Annotated in this window: 16 protein-coding genes and 1 pseudogene; 13 read left to right on the top strand and 4 right to left on the bottom strand. The window is 74.4% G+C overall.

Annotated features, from left to right (window positions below; genetic code table 11):
- Positions 1–76 precede the first annotated feature (76 nt).
- Genes AB0B01_RS05115 through AB0B01_RS05140 form a run of 6 tightly spaced genes read left to right on the top strand, consistent with a single transcriptional unit; the run spans position 77 to position 7312 of the window.
- Complete coding sequence (locus AB0B01_RS05115) at positions 77–1390, top strand: O-antigen ligase family protein (RefSeq protein ID WP_361713143.1); 1314 nt, start codon at positions 77–79, stop codon at positions 1388–1390.
- Positions 1387–3282, top strand: coding sequence for a lipid II flippase MurJ (locus AB0B01_RS05120; protein ID WP_361713023.1), 1896 nt, complete (start codon positions 1387–1389; stop codon positions 3280–3282). The genes AB0B01_RS05115 and AB0B01_RS05120 overlap by 4 nt, the downstream gene beginning before the upstream one ends.
- Positions 3272–4051, top strand: a complete 780-nt coding sequence (locus tag AB0B01_RS05125) for a polysaccharide deacetylase family protein (protein ID WP_361713025.1) — start codon at positions 3272–3274, stop codon at positions 4049–4051. The genes AB0B01_RS05120 and AB0B01_RS05125 overlap by 11 nt, the downstream gene beginning before the upstream one ends.
- Positions 4048–5358, top strand: coding sequence for a glycosyltransferase (locus tag AB0B01_RS05130; protein ID WP_361713027.1), 1311 nt, complete (start codon positions 4048–4050; stop codon positions 5356–5358). The genes AB0B01_RS05125 and AB0B01_RS05130 overlap by 4 nt, the downstream gene beginning before the upstream one ends.
- Before the next feature lie 59 nt (positions 5359–5417).
- Positions 5418–6173 (top strand): lipopolysaccharide biosynthesis protein, encoded by a 756-nt coding sequence (locus AB0B01_RS05135; RefSeq protein WP_361713029.1) that lies wholly within the window; start codon positions 5418–5420, stop codon positions 6171–6173.
- Entirely contained in the window at positions 6170–7312 is a 1143-nt protein-coding gene (locus AB0B01_RS05140; RefSeq protein ID WP_361713031.1) for a GNAT family N-acetyltransferase, read from the top strand. Before AB0B01_RS05135 ends, AB0B01_RS05140 begins: the two co-directional genes overlap by 4 nt.
- Before the next feature lie 770 nt (positions 7313–8082).
- Here the strand turns inward: AB0B01_RS05140 and AB0B01_RS05145 are convergent.
- Positions 8083–8916: pseudogene (locus AB0B01_RS05145) on the bottom strand (glycosyl hydrolase); the annotation flags it as partial.
- 417 nt (positions 8917–9333) lie between these two features.
- Here AB0B01_RS05145 and AB0B01_RS05150 point away from each other — a divergent pair.
- From AB0B01_RS05150 to AB0B01_RS05170, 5 genes are all read left to right on the top strand, one after another.
- Positions 9334–10692: an ATP-grasp domain-containing protein gene (locus AB0B01_RS05150; RefSeq protein WP_361713033.1), complete on the top strand. Its 1359-nt coding sequence runs from the start codon at positions 9334–9336 to the stop codon at positions 10690–10692.
- A gap of 161 nt (positions 10693–10853) precedes the next feature.
- Positions 10854–12152 carry an NAD(P)-binding domain-containing protein gene (locus AB0B01_RS05155; RefSeq protein ID WP_361713035.1) on the top strand — a complete coding sequence of 433 codons (1299 nt, stop codon included), beginning with the start codon at positions 10854–10856 and terminating at the stop codon, positions 12150–12152.
- A 12-nt stretch (positions 12153–12164) separates the two neighbouring features.
- Positions 12165–12437 (top strand): hypothetical protein, encoded by a 273-nt coding sequence (locus AB0B01_RS05160; protein WP_361713036.1) that lies wholly within the window; start codon positions 12165–12167, stop codon positions 12435–12437.
- 81 nt (positions 12438–12518) lie between these two features.
- Positions 12519–14558, top strand: coding sequence for a SpoIIE family protein phosphatase (locus tag AB0B01_RS05165; protein ID WP_361713145.1), 2040 nt, complete (start codon positions 12519–12521; stop codon positions 14556–14558).
- 54 nt (positions 14559–14612) lie between these two features.
- Positions 14613–14807 (top strand): hypothetical protein, encoded by a 195-nt coding sequence (locus tag AB0B01_RS05170; protein ID WP_361713038.1) that lies wholly within the window; start codon positions 14613–14615, stop codon positions 14805–14807.
- Between the two features lie 41 nt (positions 14808–14848).
- Here the strand turns inward: AB0B01_RS05170 and AB0B01_RS05175 are convergent, their stop codons facing one another.
- Positions 14849–15280 (bottom strand): DUF6299 family protein, encoded by a 432-nt coding sequence (locus tag AB0B01_RS05175; RefSeq protein WP_361713040.1) that lies wholly within the window; start codon positions 15278–15280, stop codon positions 14849–14851.
- Positions 15281–15450: 170 nt separating this feature from the next.
- Between AB0B01_RS05175 and AB0B01_RS05180 the strand changes: the two genes are divergently transcribed.
- Both AB0B01_RS05180 and AB0B01_RS05185 read left to right on the top strand, forming a co-directional pair.
- The gene (locus AB0B01_RS05180; RefSeq protein ID WP_361713042.1) at positions 15451–16056 is read left to right on the top strand and encodes a hypothetical protein; all 606 of its coding nucleotides are present in this window, start codon (positions 15451–15453) and stop codon (positions 16054–16056) included.
- Positions 16057–16148: 92 nt separating this feature from the next.
- Entirely contained in the window at positions 16149–16643 is a 495-nt protein-coding gene (locus AB0B01_RS05185; protein WP_361713044.1) for a DUF5949 family protein, read from the top strand.
- A gap of 128 nt (positions 16644–16771) precedes the next feature.
- Here AB0B01_RS05185 and AB0B01_RS05190 read toward each other — a convergent pair whose 3' ends face one another.
- A complete protein-coding gene (locus tag AB0B01_RS05190) occupies positions 16772–18028 on the bottom strand; it encodes a cytochrome P450 (protein ID WP_361713046.1) in 1257 nt (418 codons plus the stop codon).
- Positions 18029–18067: 39 nt separating this feature from the next.
- On the bottom strand, positions 18068–19222 hold the full coding sequence (locus tag AB0B01_RS05195; RefSeq protein ID WP_361713048.1) for a low temperature requirement protein A: 1155 nt from the start codon (positions 19220–19222) through the stop codon (positions 18068–18070).
- Between the last annotated feature and the right edge of the window lie 280 nt (positions 19223–19502).

The raw sequence follows: 19502 nt of genomic DNA on the forward strand, positions 1-19502 counted from the left end.
GGCCCGGCCCGGGCCCGATGTGCCGGCCCTGCTGCGGCGGCACTGGCCGCTGCTGCCGCTCGCCGCGACCGTCCTGATGCTGCTCGCCCCCGTTCCGGCGGGCGATGCGAGCACCTCGGGCAAGGTCGGCCCGGCCGACGCCGCCTCGCTGCTGCTGGTGTTCGTGTGCGCGGTGCAGGCGCTGCGCGGGCGGGTGCGGGAGCTGAGCCCGCTCGCCGTACTGGTGCTCGGGGTGCCCGCGCTGGGACTGGCCGTGGCGACCGCGACCGCCGGGGATCCGTTCGCGGCCCTGCCGGGGTTCGTGCGCTACCTCCAGGTGTTCGTGCTCGTCCCCGCGGCGATCGTGCTGCTGGTGCGGGACGCCGGGGAGTTCCGGCTGGCCGCCGGGTGCTTCGTGGTGCTGGCGCTGGTGCAGGGCGCGGTGGGGGTCGTGCAGTACGTGACGCACACCGGGGCCTCGTACCAGGGCGAGGACGTCCGGGCCGTGGGGACCTTCGGTCCCGGCGATGTGATGGGCATGGCCACGGTCGTCGCGTACGGGCTGGTGGTGGCCACCGCGGCGGCGCTGGCGCCGGGTCTGCCGCGTCGGGTGCGGCGGTGGGCGGCCGCCGCGGCGCCGGTCCTGGTGCTGCCGCTCGTCCTGTCGTTCAGCCGGGGCGCCTGGATCGCGACCGCGGGCGCCGCGGTGCTGGTGATGGGGCTGTCGGGGATCCGGCGGGCCCTGAAGGTGCTGGCGGCCCTGACCGCGGCGGGCGTGGTGCTCGTGGGCGGCTTCGGGGTCGGCTCCGAGATGGTCGCCGAGCGGCTGACCTCGATCACCCAGGTGTCCAGCGCCCCCGACCAGTCGGTCACCGACCGGTACACGATGTGGGCGGCCGCCGAGTCGATGTGGCGGGAGCGGCCGGCCGTGGGGGTGGGTCTCAAGGGCTTCCCGGCCAACCGGGACGGTCACGCCTCGCTGGGGCTGTCCTCGGGCAGTGACACCGCGGGCGCGGGCCAGGCGTACATCCGCCAGCCGCTGCTCTCCCCGCACAACATGTACCTGCTGGTGCTGAGCGAGCAGGGGCTGATCGGGCTGACCGCACTGGCGGGCGGCTGGGCGGCGCTGCTGGTGGCGGGGCTGCGGCGGTGCGTCGGCCCCGGGGCCGCCCGGGACTGCGGGGTGATCGCCGTCGGCCTGCTGGTGTGGCAGCTGACGGACTTCCTGTACGCGGACATCGGGGGGCCGTCCACCGTCCTGACCGGAGTGATCATCGGCCTGGCGGCGTGGTGGGCGCTCCCCGCCCCGGACGACGCGGGTGCGGACGGCCGCGGTCGGCGGCGGGTGCGCACCGGCTCCGCCGTCCCGGCCGGGCGCCTCGCCGGCGCCGCGGGTACGGCGGCCCGGTGACCGATACGACGCCCTGGCGGCGGCCCGCGGCCTCGGCGACCGAAGTCGCCGAGGCTGCGGGCCGTCCGCCGCGCCTGCCCGAGCCCGGTTCCGCCGCACGCCCGGGGCCACCGGTGCCCGGCGGGGCGGCCGCGTCCGGCCCCGCGAACGCCCCCGGCCGGGGCGGCCCCGTACGCTCGCGGGCGGCCGGCGGGCCCCCGCCACCGCGGCGCCGGGGCGAGGACCCCGGCGGCTCGGGGGGCGGCAGCGCAGCCGCGCCGCTCGGGCGGTTCCTGGCCAAGGCCGCCGCCGTCACCGCCGGACTGACCGCCGCGGGGGCGGTGTTCGGGCTGGTGCGCGACCAGACGATCGCCCACCTCTTCGGCGCCGGGCACGACAGCGATGCCTTCCTGATCGCCTGGACCGTGCCCGAGATGGCCTCGACCCTGCTGATCGAGGACGCCATGGCGCTGCTGATGGTGCCCGCCTTCAGCCACGCCCTGGCCCGGCGGGCGGCGACCTGGGCCGGACTCACCCGCAAGGAGGCCCGCGCACAGGACCCCGTACGGCTGCTCGTGGGGGCGACGCTGCCGCGGCTGGTGGTGTTCCTGGCCGCCGTGGCCTCCCTCCTGATCGTCGCCGCGCCGCTCGTCGTCGGCGTGCTGGCGCCCGGCCTGCCGGACCCCGGACTGGCCGTCGAGTGCACCCGGCTGACCGCCCTGACCGTGCTGTCTTTCGGGGTGGCGGGGTACTTCAGCGCGGCCCTGCGGGCGCACCGCTCCTTCGTGCCGCCGGCCGCGATCTACGTCTCGTACAACGTCGGGATCATCAGCACGATGATCGCCCTGCACGCCCTGTGGGGGGTGCGGGCCGCCGCCGCCGGGGTGGCCGTCGGCGGCCTGCTGATGGTGCTCGTCCAACTGCCCGCCTACGTGCGGAACGTGGGCTTCGGGACGTCCCGCGCCGGGCGCCGGCGGTCCGGTCCGGACCGGGCGGCGGTCCCCCGGGGCGCCCCGCGCAGCCAGCGCGACCGGGACCGGCCCACCCTGCTCGCCTTCGGCCTGATCGCGCCCGTCATCCTGTTCGCCGTCTGCCGGCAGTCCCAGGTCCTGGTGGAGCGGTTCCTGGCCGCCTCGCTGCCGCCCGGTGCCATCTCGCACCTCAACTACGCGCAGAAGGTCGCGCAGATGCCGATGGTGCTGTCGCTGATGATCTGCACCGTCACCTTCCCCGTCGTCGCCCAGGCCATGGCCGGCGGGGAACTCGAAAAGGCCCGTCGGCGCGTCGAACGTGATCTGGCGCTCGCCTCCCTCGCCGTCCTCATGGGCAGCGCCCTCGTCATCGCGTACGCCCCCCAGATCATCCAAGTCCTCTTCGAACGCGGTGCCTTCACCCACCGCGACACCCTGGCCACCGCCTCCGTCATGCGGATCTACGGCCTCGGGCTCCTCGGCCACTGCCTCGTCGGCGCGCTGTCCCGGCCCTTCTTCTCGACCGCCCGGCCCACCTGGTTCCCGGCGCTCGCGATGGGTGCCGGACTGCTCGTCAACATCGTCGCCGGAGCCTTCGCCGTCCGCGGGTGGGGCACCCACGGCATCGCCGCCGCCAACGCCGCGGGCATCACCACCACGGCGGCCCTGCTGCTCACCGGCCTCGGCTCCCGGATCATCGCCATCCAGGTCCGCCGCGTCGCCCTGAGCATCGGCCGGCTGGCCGTCGCCGCCGTCGCCGCCTGCGCCACCGGCTGGATCGCCGCACCGAAGATCCCCGACCCCCTGCTCAGCGCCGCGCTCGGCTGCCTGCTGATCCCCGCCATGTTCGGGGCCTGCGGCCTGGCCATACGCGCGCTCGAAATCACCGCCCTGCCCGCCCAGCTCTCCCAGATGACCCAGAGGTTCCGCAATGCCCGCTGACACCGCCGCGGCGCCGGCCGCCGTGAGGGCTCCCGCCCGACGGACCGCCTCGCCGTGGGTCCTGATGTACCACTCGGTCACCGAGTTCACCGATCCCGCCGAGGACCCGTACGGCATCACCGTCACCCCGCGGACGCTGGAGGCCCAGCTGCTGTGGCTGCGCGCGCGGGGGCTGCGCGGGGTGTCCGTGGGGGAGCTGCTGCGGGCCCGGGCCGCCGGGCGCGGAGCCGGGCTGGTCGGGCTGACCTTCGACGACGGCTACACCGACTACCTCGCGAACGCCCTGCCGCTGCTGCGGCGCCACGAGTTCACCTCCACCCTGTTCGTCCTGCCCGGACGCCTCGGGGTGGACAACGTGTGGGACCCGCTGGGCCCGCGCAAGGCCCTGCTGACCGCCGAGGGCATCCGCGAGGTCGCCGCCGCCGGACAGGAGATCGGCTCGCACGGGCTGCTCCACCAGGACCTCACCGCAGCCGCCGACTCCGTCCTCCAGCAGGAGGTGCGGGGCAGCCGGGACCTGTTGCGCGAGCTGACCGGAACCCTCCCGCAGGGCTTCTGCTACCCGTACGGGCACCTCGACGCCCGGGTCGTCGCCGCGACCCGCGACGCCGGCTACGGCTACGCCTGCGCCATCGACCCCGGGCACCTCGCGGGCCCGCACGCCCTGCCGCGCACGCACGTCAGCCAGGCGGACGGCAGCGCCCGGCTGCGGATCAAGCAGCTGCGCCACCAGGCGCACGAGCTGCGGCGCCGGGCGGTGCACCGGTGAAGGACGTACGGGTCCTGCACGTCATCACCGGCCTGGGCGTCGGCGGCGCCGAGCAGCAACTGCGGCTGCTACTGCGGCACATGCCGATGCAGTGCGACGTGCTGACGCTGACCAACCCCGGGCCGGTCGCCGAGGGGCTGCGCGCCGACGGGGTGCGGGTGGCGCACCTGGGGATGCGGGGCAACCGCGACCTGGGGGCACTGCCGAGGCTGGTGCGGTTCATCCGGCGCGGACGCTACGACCTCGTGCACACCCACCTGTACCGGGCCTGCCTGTACGGGCGTCTCGCGGCCCGGATCGCGGGCGTGGGCGCGGTCGTGGCGACCGAGCACTCGCTGGGCCACGGCGAGATCGAGGGACGGCCGCTGTCGCGCGGGGTCCGGGCGCTGTACCTGGCCGGTGAGCGGCTGGGCGCGGCGACCGTGGCGGTCTCGGACACCGTCGCGGCCCGGCTGGAGGGGTGGGGGGTGCCCGCCGAGCGGGTGCACGTCGTACCGAACGGGATCGAGGCCGCCCGCTTCCGCTTCGACGAGGAGGTGCGGCGGGCCACCCGGGCCCGAACCGGCCTGCCCGCACGCGCGTTCGTGGTCGGCGGGGTGGGCCGGCTGGTGCCGGGCAAGCGGTTCGACGCGCTGGTCCGGGCGGTGGCGGCCCTGCCGGGGGCGCACCTGCTGCTCGCCGGGGAGGGCCCCGAGCGGGCCGCGCTGCGGGGGCTGGCCGCCGAGTTGGGCGCGCAGGGCCGGATCCACCTGCTGGGGGAGCGGGACCCGCTGGGCGACAGCGCGGACGGGCGCACGCCCGGGATCCCGGCGCTGCTCGCGGCGATGGACGTGTTCGTCTCCGCCTCGCGGGAGGAGGCCTTCGGGCTGGCGGTGGTCGAGGCGCTGGCGGCGGGCCTGCCGGTGCTGCACGTCACCTGTCCGGCGATCGACGACCTGCCCGCGGCGCAGGCGCCGGGGGCGCGGCGGATCGGGACGGGGGAGCAGGAACTGGTGGCCGCCCTGCGCGGGCACATGGAGGCAGGTGTGCGCCGGCTGCCGCCGCCGCCGGTGACCCGACGCTACGACATCGCGCACAGCGCGGAACTCCTGCTCGACGTCTACCGCCTGGTCCTGTCCCGCCCGGACGCCGCGGACCGCGCGGACGGGGGCCACGGGGCCGGCAGCCCCGCGACCCCGCCCCGGCCGGAAGCGGGGGCGCCGGGGGGCGAGCCGTACGAGGCGGCGTCCGTGCCCGGGCGGCGGCCGGCTCCCGGCGCAGTGGCTCCGGGCCCGGCCGCACCGGGCGGGGGCGGGGAGAACGGCTGAGCCGAACCGCCGTACGGGGCCCACAAGCGGGCCCGAGACAAGAACCCTTCACCCAGGAAGTGAGCACGCACATGGCCGACACCGCCGACCAGAAGAAGACCGACCGCCGACGCCGCCGAGCCAGGCTGCTGCCGCCGCCCGCATGGTGGGCCCTGCCGGGCGCCGCCCTGCTGGGGCTGGCCGCCGGCGGGGCGTACGGGGTGCTCAAGGCGCCCGAGTACGCCGCCACCAGCTACGTCGTCGCCGTGCCCGACGACACCACCGAGCCGGCCACGGCCCTCGGCTTCGCCCAGGCGTACGCCCGGATCGCCACCAGCAGCTCCACCCTCGCCTACGCGCAGCCCCGCGCCGGCATCCCCGCCCGGCAACTGCGCACCCGGGTGCGGGCCGAGACCTCTCCCGAGTCCCCGATGATCGCCATCACCGGTACCTCCAAGAGCCCGGGCGAGGCCGCCGACATCGCCAACGCGGTCGCCGACGCGCTGTCGCTGAGCAGCAACCAGGCCGCCAAGAACACCGGTGTCCAGCTGCTGCTGTTCAACCAGGCGGTGGCGCCGACCGAGCCCGCCTCGCCGTCCGCGGCCGTCAGCGGCGCCGTCGGGCTGTGTGCGGGAGGCCTGCTGGGCGGGCTGTGGCTGCTGGCGCGGCCGCGCCGCAAGGACGCGGACCCGAACACCCGCACCGACTCGGGCGCGGGCGCGGCCCCGACCGCGAGCACGGGCGCCGAGGCCGCGGACCCGGTGGTGGAGGAGTACGCCTCGCTGCCCGCCCAGGGTGAGCCGGGCTCGGCCAAGGAGAAGGAGTCCGTGCGATGACCGCGGGCTCCCCAGGGGCCCTGACGGTGACGCTGTGCCGTGATCCCCGGCAGTTCGCCGCGATGGAGGAGCCGTGGAACCGACTCTTCCGCTCCTGCCCCACCGCCACCCCGTTCCAGAGCCACGCCTGGCTGCACTCCTGGTGGCTCTCCTACGGCCGGGACGGGCGGCTGCGGATCGTCCTCGTGCGGCGCGGCGGGGAGCTGGTCGGCGCGGCCCCGCTGATGCTCGTACACCGGCCGCTGCCGCTGCTGGTGCCGCTCGGCGGTGGGATCACGGACTACTCCGACGTGCTCGTGGCCGCGGAGTACGCCTCCGAGGTCGTCCCGGCGCTGGCCCACGGGCTGCACCGGGCGGCCCGCGGCGCCGTGGTCGACCTGCGCGAGGTGCGGCCCGGGGCGGCCGCCGAGGCCCTGTACGAGCAGTGGCCCGGGGTCCGTACCAAGCTGGCCGACTCCACCTGCATGGAGCTGCCCGTCCTGCCCTTCGACGAGCTGGTCAAGCGGATGCCCGCCTCCGGCGCCCAGCGGGTGCGGGCCAAGCTGCGCAAGACCGACGCGGCCGGCATCGAGGAGCACGAGGTCACCGAGCAGGAAGTGCCGCGCGCGGTACGGACGCTGCTGCGGCTCCACGAGAAGCAGTGGCGCGGGCGCGGGGTCACCCCGGAGCACCTCAAGCCTCGTTTCGCCGAGCACCTGACCCGCGCCACCCGGCGGATGGTCCGGGCCGGCGAGGGGCGGCTGACGGAGTTCCGGCTGGACGGGAAGGTGGTGGCGGCCAACGTCACCCTGTTGTCGGGCGCGCTGAGCGGCGGCTACCTGTACGGCGCGGACCCGGAACTGCGGTCCCGCAAGGTGGACGTGGCCACGCTGCTGCTGCGCTACGAAGCGGGCCGGGCCCTCGCGGAGGGCCGCCCGGTGGTGAGCTTCCTGCGCGGCAGCGAACCGTACAAGAACCACTGGCGGCCGGAGACCGTGGTCAACCAGCGGTTCCTGCTGGCCAGGACGGCGCTCGCGCCCCTGCTGCGGCTGCACGAAGGGCAGGCGGCGGGGCGCGAGCGGGCGGTGGAGGCGCTGCGCGAGGCGCTGCCGGCCGCCAGGGACTGGCGGGCACGGCTCAACGAACTGCGCGTCCGGTGACCACCCCGCCGCGACTAGAAGGGCCAGAAGCCGGAGTCCTCGCCCCAGCCCCAGTCGAGCGTGACGCACACCGAGTCCTTGCCGAGGAGCTTGGAGAGCCACTCGCCGACGTTGAGCGGCACGCACCACTGCGTGCTGTTGGAGTGCGGCTTCTGCGGCTGCGGCTGCGGCGGCTCGGTCTCCGGCACGACCGGGCTCGGGACGGCCGGGCTCGGGACCGGGGTGACCGGTGCTTGGGGCGGCACCACGGGCGAGGGCACGGGCCGGACCGGGCTCGGCTCGACCGGGCTGGGCTCCACCGGGCCGGGCTCCACGGGGCTCGGTTCCACCGGGCCGGGCTCCACGGGGCTGGGCTCCACCGGGCTCGGTTCGACCGGGCCGGGTGCGGCGGGACTGGGCTCCACGGGGCTCGGTTCCACCGGGCCGGGCTCCACGGGGCTGGGCTCCACCGGGCCCGGTGCGACGGGGCTCGGCTCGACCGGGCTGGGCTGCACCGGGCTGGGCTTCGGCTGTGGGACCGGGTGCGAGGGCTGGGGCGCGGGGCTCGGGACCGAACCCGGCTTGGCGGGGCTCGGCTTGGCGGGGACCTGGGGCGCCGGGATCTGCGGCGCCGGTACGTCCGGAATCGGTACGTCCGGAATCGGGACGACCGGGCTCGGTACGACCGGGGGCGGGATCACGGGCGTGGGGACGACCGGAGTCGGTACGACCGGCGTCGGGACCACCGGCGTCGGGATCACGGGGCCCGGCTTCTCGGGCGTGAGCGCCTCGCGGAACACCTTCGACGAGCGCGGGTTCTGCTTGCACTGCCACACGCCGTGCGGGCAGTAGTCGGTGATGGTGTGGTAGAGCGGCTTGTGCTGCTCGATCCACTTCAGCATGCGCCGCACGTACTCGGGATTGTCCCCGTTGCGGAAGAGCCCCCACTCCGGGTACGAGATCTGCTTGCGGTGTGCTTTCGCGAAGTCGACGTGCTGCTGGAGCCCGTACGGCTGGGTGATCTGGTCGTCGAAGGTGCGGCCGGGGGCCTGGTCGTACGAATCCATGCCGATGATGTCGACCACGTCGTCGCCCGGGTAGCACTTGGTCCAGCCGATCGCGTCCGTACCCCGGTTCGGGGCGAAATCGAACTTGAACTTCTGACCGGGAACGGAGCGCATCGTGTTGACGATGCGCTTCCAGTACACCTTCCAGTTCTCCGGGTCCGGACCGCACCGGTGGGTGTACGTGGAGCCGTTCATCTCCCAGCCGAGCACGATCACCGTGTCCGGCACGCCCAGGTCCACCAGCCGTTCGGCGAGCCTCCTGAAGTGCTCGTCGAAGGCGCCCTGCGCGCCCGCCCTGATCAGCTGGGCGACCTGGCGGTCGGGGACGCGTCCCTCGTTGCGCTCCTGCATGGGCACGTTGAGCACGAACATCCGGTCCTTGCCGTCCAGGCGCCATTCCGCCCACTCGTCAAGGAAGCGGACGTTCCCTTCGATGCCGCTCCACCGGTCGCCCGGCAGATAGGTGTGCCCGACCCGGATCTCCCTGCCGCCCAGCCAGTGCGACAGGAACGGGATGCGGGCGACCCCGGGAGGCCCGTAGTCGAGGTAGGCCCCCATGGCGACGTCGGAGCTCCTGGGCTCGTCGTCCTCCGGCGCCGCGAGCGCGGCGCCGGTGGCGAGCAGTCCGGCCGTGACCGTACCGATGCAGGTGCTCGCCAGCCGGCGGCGTGGTCTGGACATGGCGTCTCCCGAGGCTTCCTGAATCGGTGTGCTTGCCAAAGACGTTAGGCAGCACATCTGACGAATGGCCTGTCCGATGAGGGCTTTCTAGGCCATTCGCAGTTGCGCACCCTCCCTGCTTGGACCGACTAGGTGAAAGACACCGTTCCCATGTACGCGTTCGACGCCCATGTGCCCGCTGTTGTGCTCAGACTCGATCGGAATCCGTTCCACCACGGAACCCTCGGCGCCGTCAGATCCCTTGGGCGCAAGGGCGTGGAGGTCCATGCCGTCGTCGAGGCCGGGGGAGGTCCCATGGGACGTTCGCGGTACCTGCGCGCCGCGCATCCCGGACCGGTCGGCGGACTGGACCCCGAGGCGCCCGAGGCGCTCCTGGAGTGCCTGGTCGGGGTGTCGGAGCGGATCGGCAGGCCGGCGGTGCTCGTTGCGATGGACGACCTGAGCGCGATCGCCGTGGCGCGGATCGCGCCGATGCTCGACGGGCGGTACCGGATCCCCCATCAGCCCGACGGGCTGCCGGCCCGGGTGGCGGACAAGGCGCAGCTGTCGATGCTGTGCGGCCGCTGGGACATCCCGCACCCGGAGACCGTGATCCCGGCGAGCGGAGCCGAGGCGGCGGAGGCCGCGTGGCGCCTCGGGCTGCCGGTGGTCGCCAAGTGGAGCCGGCCCTGGCTGCTTCCGGCGGGCGCCGGGTTGCGCAGCACCACCCTCGTGCACAGCGCCGCCGAGGCGCGGGGATTGTACGAGCGCACCCCGCAGGCGGGGAGCCGGCTGCTGCTGCAGAGGTTCCTGCCGGCCGGGGCGGACACCGACTGGTTCTTCCACGGTGCCTTCGGCCGGGGCGGGCGGCCGCTGCTCGCCGGTTCGGGCCGCAAGGAGCTGTCGTGGCCGGTGCGCACGGGCCTGACGGCGGTGGGGCGCTGGCTGCCCGATCCGGCGGTGGAGGAGGCGGGGCTGCGGCTGGCCGCACGGCTGGGCTACCAGGGGATCCTGGACCTGGACTTCCGCCGGGACGAGCACGGGTGCTTCCGGCTGGTCGACTTCAACCCGCGGCCCGGCGCCCAGTTCCGGCTGTTCGCTGACGCGGCCGGGCTGGACGTTGTACAGGCGATGTACCTGGACCTGACGGGTCAGCGGGTGCCGGAGCCCTCGGGCGGGCCGGGACGGGTGTTCGTGGCGGAGAACTACGCGCTGCTGGCATCGGTCCGGGGCCGTCAGCTGCCCTGGCGGCCCGCACGGTCGGCGCGGTCGGCGCGGTCGGCAGGCGGGGCCGCGGGAGGAGACTGCGGCAGCCCGGCCGGGCGCTCCGGCGATCCGGCCGCGGCGGCGTCCGGCCCGGATGCGGCGCCCACGGGCGGAACCGGCGGGTCGGGGTCCGGGCCGGTGCGGCCGGCACCGCGTACGGAGCGGGGGCGGGTGGAGGCGGCCTGGTTCGCCGCCGACGACCTGATGCCCTTCCTGGCGATGCTCGCCGCGTTCCTGGGGCGGGGCGCCGACAAGGGAAAGCGCGCCCTGCGCGGTGTCCCGGCGCACGGCCGGCGCACGGCGCGGGCGGTGGTCCGCGCCCCGCGCCAGCGTGCCCGCGATCTTGCCCCTTCGGGTCCCTCCGCGGCGGCCGAACCGGCGGAACCGGACGAGTTGGTGAGCCGGTGACCGCATGCGCGGCCCGGCGGGCGTGCCGGCCGGCGGTGTCCCAGGTGACGGGATTCCAGGTGACGGGGTGACAGGCGGCAGCTGGGGCCGACGGGGCATGTGACGACCCGGCGACCGGGCCGAGGGGGATCCATGAGACGGAAGGGACAGCGGTGACGCGGATGGACGATCTCGTCGTGGTCGGCGCCGGGCCGTACGGCCTCTCGATCGCCGCGCATGCGGCGGCGGCCGGACTCGGTGTACGGGTGCTCGGGCGGCCCATGGCCTCGTGGCGGGACCACATGCCCGAGGGCATGTACCTGAAGTCGGAGCCCTGGTCCTCCAACCTGTCCGCGCCCGACGGCCGGCACACCCTCGCCGAGTACTGCGCCACCCGCGGCCTGGTCGCGGAGCACGGCCGTCCGCTGCCGATCGGCACCTTCAGCGCCTACGGCATGTGGTTCGCCCACCGTGCGGCGCCCGAGGTGGAGGAGGTGACCGTCACCGAGGTCACCCCGCAGGGCGACGGATTCCGGATCCGCACCGCCGAGGGGCCGCCGCTGCTCGCCCGCACGGTGGCGCTCGCGGTCGGGGTGATGCCCTTCGTCCACCATCCGCGGGCCCTGCGCGACCTGCCTCCCGAGCACGCCTCGCACAGCAGCGGCCACCGCGACCTCGCCCGCTTCGCGGGCCGCGAGGTCGCGGTGATCGGCGCCGGGCAGGCGGCCCTGGAGACCGCCGCCCTGCTGGCCGAGAACGGGGCCCGGCCCTGCCTGGTGGCCCGGCGGTCCCGGCTGAACTGGAACACCGTGCCCCAGCCGCTGGACCGGCCGGCCCTGCGGGCCCTGCGCGCTCCGCACAGCGGGCTCGGCACCGGGTGGCGCAGCTGGGCCTGGTCGGAGCTGCCCTGGGCGGTGCGGCTGCTGCCCGCCCCGACCCGGGAGCGGATCGCGGCGACCGCGCTGGGGCCCGCGGGGGCCTGGTGGCTGCGGGACCGCTTCGAGCGGAGCGTGCCCGTGCTGCTGGGACACCGGCTGCACCGGGCGGTGGCGGTGGGCGAGCGGACCCGGCTCGGGCTGACGACCAGGGCCGGGGAATCCGTCGTACTGGACGTCGCACACGTCATCGCGGCCACCGGGTTCACCCCGGACCTGGCACGCCTGGAGCTGCTGGACGCGGGGCTGCGGGCCGCCCTGGAGACGGTGGGCGACAGCGGGACCCCGGAGCTGAGCCCCGGCTTCGAGTCGTCGTGGCCCGGGCTGTTCTTCGCGGGGCTGCTGACGGCTCCCTCATTCGGCCCTTCCATGCGATTCGTGCACGGTGCGGGGTTCACGGCGGGGAGACTGGTGAAAGGAGTCCGACAACGCCTCGGCGACCGGGGCCGGCGGCGGGGCTCCACCGGGACCGCCCGGCTCGACCGGGCTGCCTCCGGAGTCCGTCCGGGGGTGCCCCCGGGGCATCCGAAGACGTCTCTGCGGTGAGAGGGGTCCGCGATGAGTGCGGAGCAGCGAGCACAGGGCCGCGGCTGGGTGCGCATTCCGGCCAGCCGGACGGAGCAGCCCGCCGGCCCGGCGCGGGGAGCCGGGGCGCGGGGCGGCCCGTACGGCGGCCCGTACGGCGGCCCGTCCGGGTACGCGGCGCCGGACCAGTCGACGATCTACCTCTCCCTCGTCAAGCGCTGGCGGGAGGCCGGGCGGACCCTTCCGGGGCATCCTGACGAGGAGTGGGAGCGGCTGATCTCCCAGCCGTGCTGGCCCGGCCGTTAGGTGGTGGGACTCGTGGCAGCGGCGGAGCACGACAGACCGGGGCAGGACCCGCAGGAACCGGGGCAGGGCCCGCAGGAACCGGTGACCGCGGCCGGAGAGCGGCTCGCCCTGAACCGTATGGGCAGCTTCGAGTGGGACCTGGACGCCGGCACGCTGATGGTGGACGAGGCCGGCCTCGTGGTCTTCGACGTGGAGCCGGAGGAGTTCGACTGCACTCCGGAGGGCCTGGGGCTGCGGATCCCGGCGGAGGACGGCGCCCGGCTGGAGGATTCGGTGCAGGCCGCGCTGGAGAGCGGCGAGGAGACGTACGGTTCGTACTTCACAGTGCAGCGGCGTGACGGTGTCGGCCAGTGGACGCACACCCAGGGCCGGATCCTGCGGGATCCCGACGGGCGGGCGCGGCGGATCGTCGGGATCGTCCGGGACGCGACGGCCGAGCTGGCCCACGCCATGGTGCTGCGCAAGCTGGAGGCGGCGCGGGCGGCGCAGGCCACCATCGTGCAGCGGACCACGGAGGCCCTGTCGCGGGCGGTGACCGTGGACGATGTGACGGCCGCGCTGACCGGGGCGGGAGCGCTGGAGCGGCTCGGCGCGGACGGGCTGGCGCTGGGGCTGGTCGAGAACGGCGCCATCAAGATCATTGCGTTGAGCGGGGAATCGCTGGAGATCCTCAGCGAGCGGAAGTTCACGCGGCTGGACGGTTCGCTGCCGCTGTCGCAGGCGGTGCTGACCCGCAAGGCGCGGTTCGTCACCTCGCTGACCGAGCTGGCGGACGAGTTCCCGCTGCTGTCCGACTACCTGAACCGGATCCGCTTCGACGCGGCCGCCTACCTTCCGCTGATCGCGCAGGCCAAGGCCATCGGCGGGCTCGTGCTGTTCTACCGGCGGCGCAGCGAATTCAGCCCGGAGGAGCGCAACCTGTGCCTCGGCCTCGCGGGCATCGTGGCGCAGTCGCTCCAGCGGGCCCTGCTGTTCGACCAGGAGCGGGAGTTCGCGACGGGCCTGCAGGCCTCGATGCTGCCGCGGCGGATCCCGGAGATCACCGGCGGGGAGATCGCGGTGCGCTACCACTCCGCGTGGAGCGGGCGGGAGGTCGGCGGGGACTGGTACGACGTGATCGCGCTGCCCCGCGACCGCGTGGGCCTGGTGGTGGGCGACGTACAGGGGCACGACACGCACGCGGCGGCGATCATGGGCCAGCTGCGGATCGCGCTGCGGGCGTACGCGGGGGAGGGCCACCCCCCGTCGACCGTACTGGCGCGGGCTTCGCGCTTCCTCGCCGAACTGGACACCGAACGCTTCGCGACGTGCATGTACGCGCAGGTGGACCTGGAGACCGGAGGCGTACGGGCGGTCCGCGCGGGCCATCTCGGGCCGCTGATCCGCCACACCGACGGGCGCACGGGCTGGCCCAACGTGCGCGGCGGGCTCCCGCTCGGGCTGGCTTCGGTCTTCGAGCAGGAGGAGTTCCCCGAGACCCGGCTCGACCTGGTGCCCGGGGAGACGCTCGTGCTGTGCACGGACGGCCTCGTGGAGGAGCCCGGGACCGCCATCACCCAGGGCATGGAGGCCCTCGCCCAGGCGGTCAGGACCGGTCCCCAGGACGCCGGCGCCCTCGCCGACCACCTCTCGGACCGGCTCTGGGAGCGCTGGGGCTCCGGCGACGACGTGGCCCTGCTGGTGCTGCGCCGGGCCCCGGACCCGGGCACCCACCGGGCGCCGCGGATCCACCAGTACATCCACCAGGCCGACCCGGAGGGCCTCTCGGAGGCCCGCTACGCGCTGCGGCAGGCCCTGCGCGACTGGGGCATGCCGGAGCTCGCCGACGACGTGGAGCTCGCGGCAGGTGAGCTGCTGGTCAACGCCCTGCTGCACACGGACGGCGGGGCGGTGCTGACCATGGAGGTGCTGCCGGAGCCGGTGCGCCGGATCCGGCTGTGGGTCAAGGACCGCTCCAGCGTGTGGCCGCGCCGGCGGACCCCTGGGGAGTCGGCGACCACCGGCCGGGGGCTGCTGCTGGTGGACGCGCTGGCCACGCACTGGGGGGTGGAGTCCCGGGGCGACGGCAAGGCGGTGTGGTGCGAGTTCAGTGCGGCGGGCGGTGTGGCGGGCTTCGGGTGAGCGTCCCGCCACTCCGAGTTGTGGGGTCGGGGGACCGGGGTGATGATGCGGTCCATGGAACGGACCACTGAGGGAAGGTCGGGCAGGCGGCCGGGCAAGGGCGCCGCCGCGGCCGTCGCGGCGGTGCTCCTGCTGGTGGCCGGGGTGCCGACGGTCGTGGACTGGACGACGGGGCGCCCGCACCGGGACCCGGGCTGCAAGCGGGTCGCGTTCATGTCGATGACCGGGGCGGAGCCCGCCTGCCGGTAGCGGCGGCTACCGGCACGGCCGGATCCGCGGACGCCGGGTGGCTACTCGACGACCTGGATGTCCTGCTGGTCCTCGGCGAGCGTGTGGAGCGACTTCGGCATCAGCCCGGAGCGCTTGACCTCCTGGAGCCTGACCTCGGCCCGGGCCGGGCCCGGGTGGATGCCCGGGGTCCACTTGAGGGAGGCGCGGCTCTCCCACTCGTGCTCGGCGCCGTCGCACACGGCCCCGCCCGCGCCGGTCGTCAGGCGGGTGTTGTCCTGGATGAGGGAGGCGGCGATCTGAATCCCTCCGACGGGTGACGCGTCGGTGCAGCGGTACGTCCCGGAAAGGGTGATCGTGCCGTCCTCGCCGATATGAGCGTACGGCTGTACGGAAATAGCGGAATCGAAAGACGTGGCGGTGGCCGGGGCGGTGAACGCCGCGGTGGCGGCCAGGGTGGAGAGCGCTGCCAGGGCCATTCGGCGGCCGAGCATACCCATCGTTCCTCCAGGTGAATGCAGATGGCGGGAATCCGTCGGAACGAATTGTGCTGGCAGTTGGGCGGTAACTCGCTCCGGACACCCGTGTCGGTGTGTGCAATTGCCCGCTCGGGCGCGTGAAACTGACCGGAATACAGCCCCGAAGGTCCCCGAAGGGATCCCGCATGCGCCAGTCCGTTTCCGTCCTCGCCGCCGCCCTCCTGCTGTCCCTGCTCTCCGGTGCCACGGCCTGCTCCCGCGCGCCCGAGGGGGACGCGCTCGCCCCCGCCGCGGCGCCCGCCGTCCCGGTGGACGACGGGGCGCCGGGAGCCGATGAGGATCCCGCCACGGGTGCGGGAGCTGCGCAGGGAGCCGTGAAGGACGCCCACGTGGGCGAGCCCGTACAGGTGGACGGCAAGCAGGTGGGCAAGCACCTGCAGGCCGTGCTCGGCGCGTACGTGGACCCGGCGGTCAGTGTGGAGGCGAACTACGCCCCGCCCGCCGGGAAGCGCTGGGTGGCCGCCTCGATGTCGTTCGTCAACGTCGGCGGGGTCTCGTACGGGGCGCTCGGACGCATGTGGGCGTACGACAGTGCGGGGCAGCGGCACCCGGTGGTACCGACCGGCGAACTGACCACCGGAAAGCCCCTCGTCTTCGATTCCCTCGCGGTGGGGGAGCGGGCCGAGGGCTGGGTGGTGTTCGAAATCCCGGAAAACGCGCGCATCGTGCGGCTCCAGTACCAGGACGCGAACACGCAGCCGAATTCCGGAGGGGGATTCTGGGCGGTCTGATGCGGGAGCTTGTCCGTCGGTGGCCGGGGTGCGTAGCCCGCGCGGGTGAAAGGCCGTGAAGGCGGCGGGGAAGAGAGCACTAGGGTGCGCGCATGACTTCAACTCAAGCCGAAATCGACCGGTCCCAGCTCGGCACCCTTTCGGTGCTCGCATGGATCGGCGACCCCTCCGACGGACACGACATCCCCTACCTCCTCGCCTACACCCTCGGCGACGGCCCGCAGGGCCGGGAGGCCGGCGAGGCGGCCGCGCGGGGACTCCTGGAGGAGATCGGCCTGCCCATCGGTGACGTGGTCATGGACGGCACCCGCAACCCGTCCGCCTTCCCGGTGCAGATCGTGCTGGCGAACAACCAGATCGGGCTGACCATGCCCGGGCTGAACGCCACCTGCACGGCGCCCGACGAGTGGGTCGCGGCGGCGAACGAGAGCGGGCAGGCCTACTTCCTGTTCGCCACGCGCGCCTGGCCCGAGGCCGTCCCGGGCCGGCCGGTCGACGCGAAGACCCTGCAGGAGTTCGCCGGCGACGAGGCGGTGCTCACGGGCAGCGCCCACTGCGTGCTCTCGGTGCGGCGCCTGCAGCAGTAGCCCCGGTCCCCGGCCGCCGGGCCCCCGTCCTGCCCGGCGGCCGGTTCCCGCGCGTCCGGCCCGCCGCCGGCAGGCCGCGGGAGCGACGGCCGCCGGGGGCGCGGCGGCCATCACGGGCGTCGCGGGTGTTACGGGCGTTCGAAGGCGAACCGCAGCGAACGGACCCGGTTGTCGAAGTTCGACCCCGCCAGGTCCGGCAGGCCCACCGCTCGCAGCCCGACCGGCCGGGTCAGCAGCTCCCGAAACAGCGCCTTCATCTCCACCCGGGCCAGGTGCGCACCCAGGCAGAAGTGCGGGCCTCCGCCGCCGAAGCCCAGATGCGGGTTGGGTGAGCGGGTGATGTCGAAGGCGTCGGGGTCGGCGAAGACCGCCTCGTCCCGGTTGGCGGATGCGTAGTACAGCACCACCTTGTCGCCGGGGTGGAACGGGTGTCCGCCCAGGGTGTGCTCGGCGGCCACCGTCCGGCGGAACTGGATGATCGGCGTCGAGTGCCGGATCATCTCGTCGACCGCGCCGTCGGCGTACTTCTCGAAGTCCGAGAGCAGCAGGTCCCGCTGGTCGGGGTGGTCGGTCAGCAGGGTCAGCCCGTGCGTGATCGCGTTGCGGGTGGTTTCCACGCCCGCGACCATCAGCAGCGAGAAGAAGGCCCCGAGTTGCCGGGCGCCCAGGGCCTGGCCGTCCACGTTCGCGCAGACCAGCGCCGAGATCAGGTCGTCGGTCGGGTTCTTGCGCCGCTCCCGGCCGATGCCCGCGACCATCCGCTGCATCCGGGCGAGCGCCCGCAGTCCGCGTCCGGGCATCCGCAGCCGCGAGGCCAGGCCGCGTTCGACACCGATGTTCTCGGAGGCGTGGTTGACGCGGTCGGCGATCTCGGCCCGGTGGCGCTCCGGGATGCCCATCATGTTGCAGATGACCTCCAAAGGCAGCCGGGAGGCGACGGCCGAGACGAACTCGTCCGGCTGCTCGGCCAGTACGTCGTCCACGATCTGGGCGGCCACCGCGTGGATGTCCGCCTCCGCCGCGGCGAGCAGCCGGGGCGTGAAGGCCCGCTGGACGATCTTGCGTAGTTGGGCGTGGTCGGCGCCGTCCAGATTGACCATCGAGTCGCCGAACAGCGCCCGCACCCACCGCGCCGGCTCGGGCGTGGTCACCCCGGGCGCGCTGGCGAACACCTTGGGCAGCCGGCTCGCCTCCTGCACGTCCGCGTGCCGTACGAGGGCCCAGTGCCCGGGGCCCTTCGCCTCGGGCACGTGGACCGGGGAGTCCAGGGCGCGCAACCGGGCGAAGGCCGCCAGGCGCGCGGCCGGGGCCTGCTGCCAGAAAGCCGGGTCGGCGAGCTGGGCGCCCGCGTCTGCGTTCTCGTACCGCTGTGCCGGGACCGTCATCGTTTCTTCTTCCGTTCGCCGGGCCGCAGCCCTCCGTCCTCACGCACCAGAACGCTCGCGGTGGGCCAAGGTCACGCCCACCGCGACGGTGGCGGCGGCGGCCAGCCCGGCCCAGAGGACCGCCGACGCGCCGGTCCAGGCGCAGGCGAACAGGACCAGGGCCGAGAGGGGCAGGGTCAGTTGCTGGGCGCGGCCGCGCTTGAAGTGGCGGGAGTGCAGCAGCCAGACGAAGGCGAAGAAGAGCGCCGCGGGGACGGTGACCGCGAGGTTCGCGGCCCGGGTGGAGATGTGGGCCTTGCCGACGGCGTGCTCGATCGCCACCTCGATGCCGGCTCCGATGGCCGCGGCCGCCGCGAAGATCACGAAGTGCCCGTATCCCCAGGGAATGGCCTCGCGGTTGCTCCGGAGCCGGTCGTGGACGGGGACCGCGAAGTAGATCCACCAAGCCGCGAAGACCAGCAGGAGACCGCCCGCGGCGATCGGCAGGAGCCGGCCCAGCGCCTCGTGCTCGTCGATCGCCGACTGGACCGCGACCGTGCTGGCGGCGATCGTCTCGCCGAGCACGATGATGGTGAACAGGCCGTACCGCTCGGCGATGTGGTGCGGGTGCCACTGCGTCTGGCTGCTGCGCTCGGCAAAGACCGGAACCGACAATTCCGCTGCCGCCAGGACCAGGAACAGCCACTTGCGGTCGGCCTCCGGGGCCGCGAGCATCGCGGTCCAGCCCGCCTGGCACACCACCAGCCCGAGCGCGTACACGAGCGCGCAGCGCCGGGCCGGGCCGCGCTCCCCGGCGGCGGCGCGCAGCCACTGGACGGTCAGCGCGAGGCGCATCACCAGATAGCCGACGACGGCGACGGTCCAGTCGTTGTCGTTGAAGGCCCGGGGAATGCCGGCCGAGTAGATGAGCACGCCGGAGATCTGTACGAGGGTCGCGATCCGGTAGGGCACGTCGTCGACGTCGTAGGCGGAGGCGAACCAGGTGAAGTTCATCCAGGCCCACCACACGCCGAAGAAGACGAAGAGGTAGCCGGCGATCCCGGCGCCGGTGTGCCCCTCGGCGAGGGCATGGACCAGCTGCCGGCCCGCCTGGGCCACGGCGACGACGAAGCACAGGTCGAAGAAGAGCTCCAGCGACGTCGAGGTGCGGTGTGCCTCCTCCCGGCTGCGGGAGGTCATCGGTACGTACGTCATACCGCCCAGGACAGCAGCCGCGCACCGACGGAGGGAGCCTTCGCGGAGCGGGGGCAGACCGTTGCCCGAGAGGTTCACCCACTCGACGGACACAACAGGTCATAGAGGTTCACACCGCCTAGCGTGGGGGCGTGTCCGAGCCCTCAGAAGCCCTCGCCGCGGCGCCGCCTCCGTCCGAACGGGCCCCCGCTCCCGCGCGGTGCGGGTCCGTCCCGGGGCCGGGTTCCGGGTCCTGTCCTTACTCGTCGTGCTGGGCACCGTGGCTCCTTGCCCCGAGGGA

Origin of the sequence: Streptomyces sp. NPDC044571 (genome assembly GCF_040647115.1) — a bacterium.
Taxonomy (GTDB): domain Bacteria; phylum Actinomycetota; class Actinomycetes; order Streptomycetales; family Streptomycetaceae; genus Streptomyces.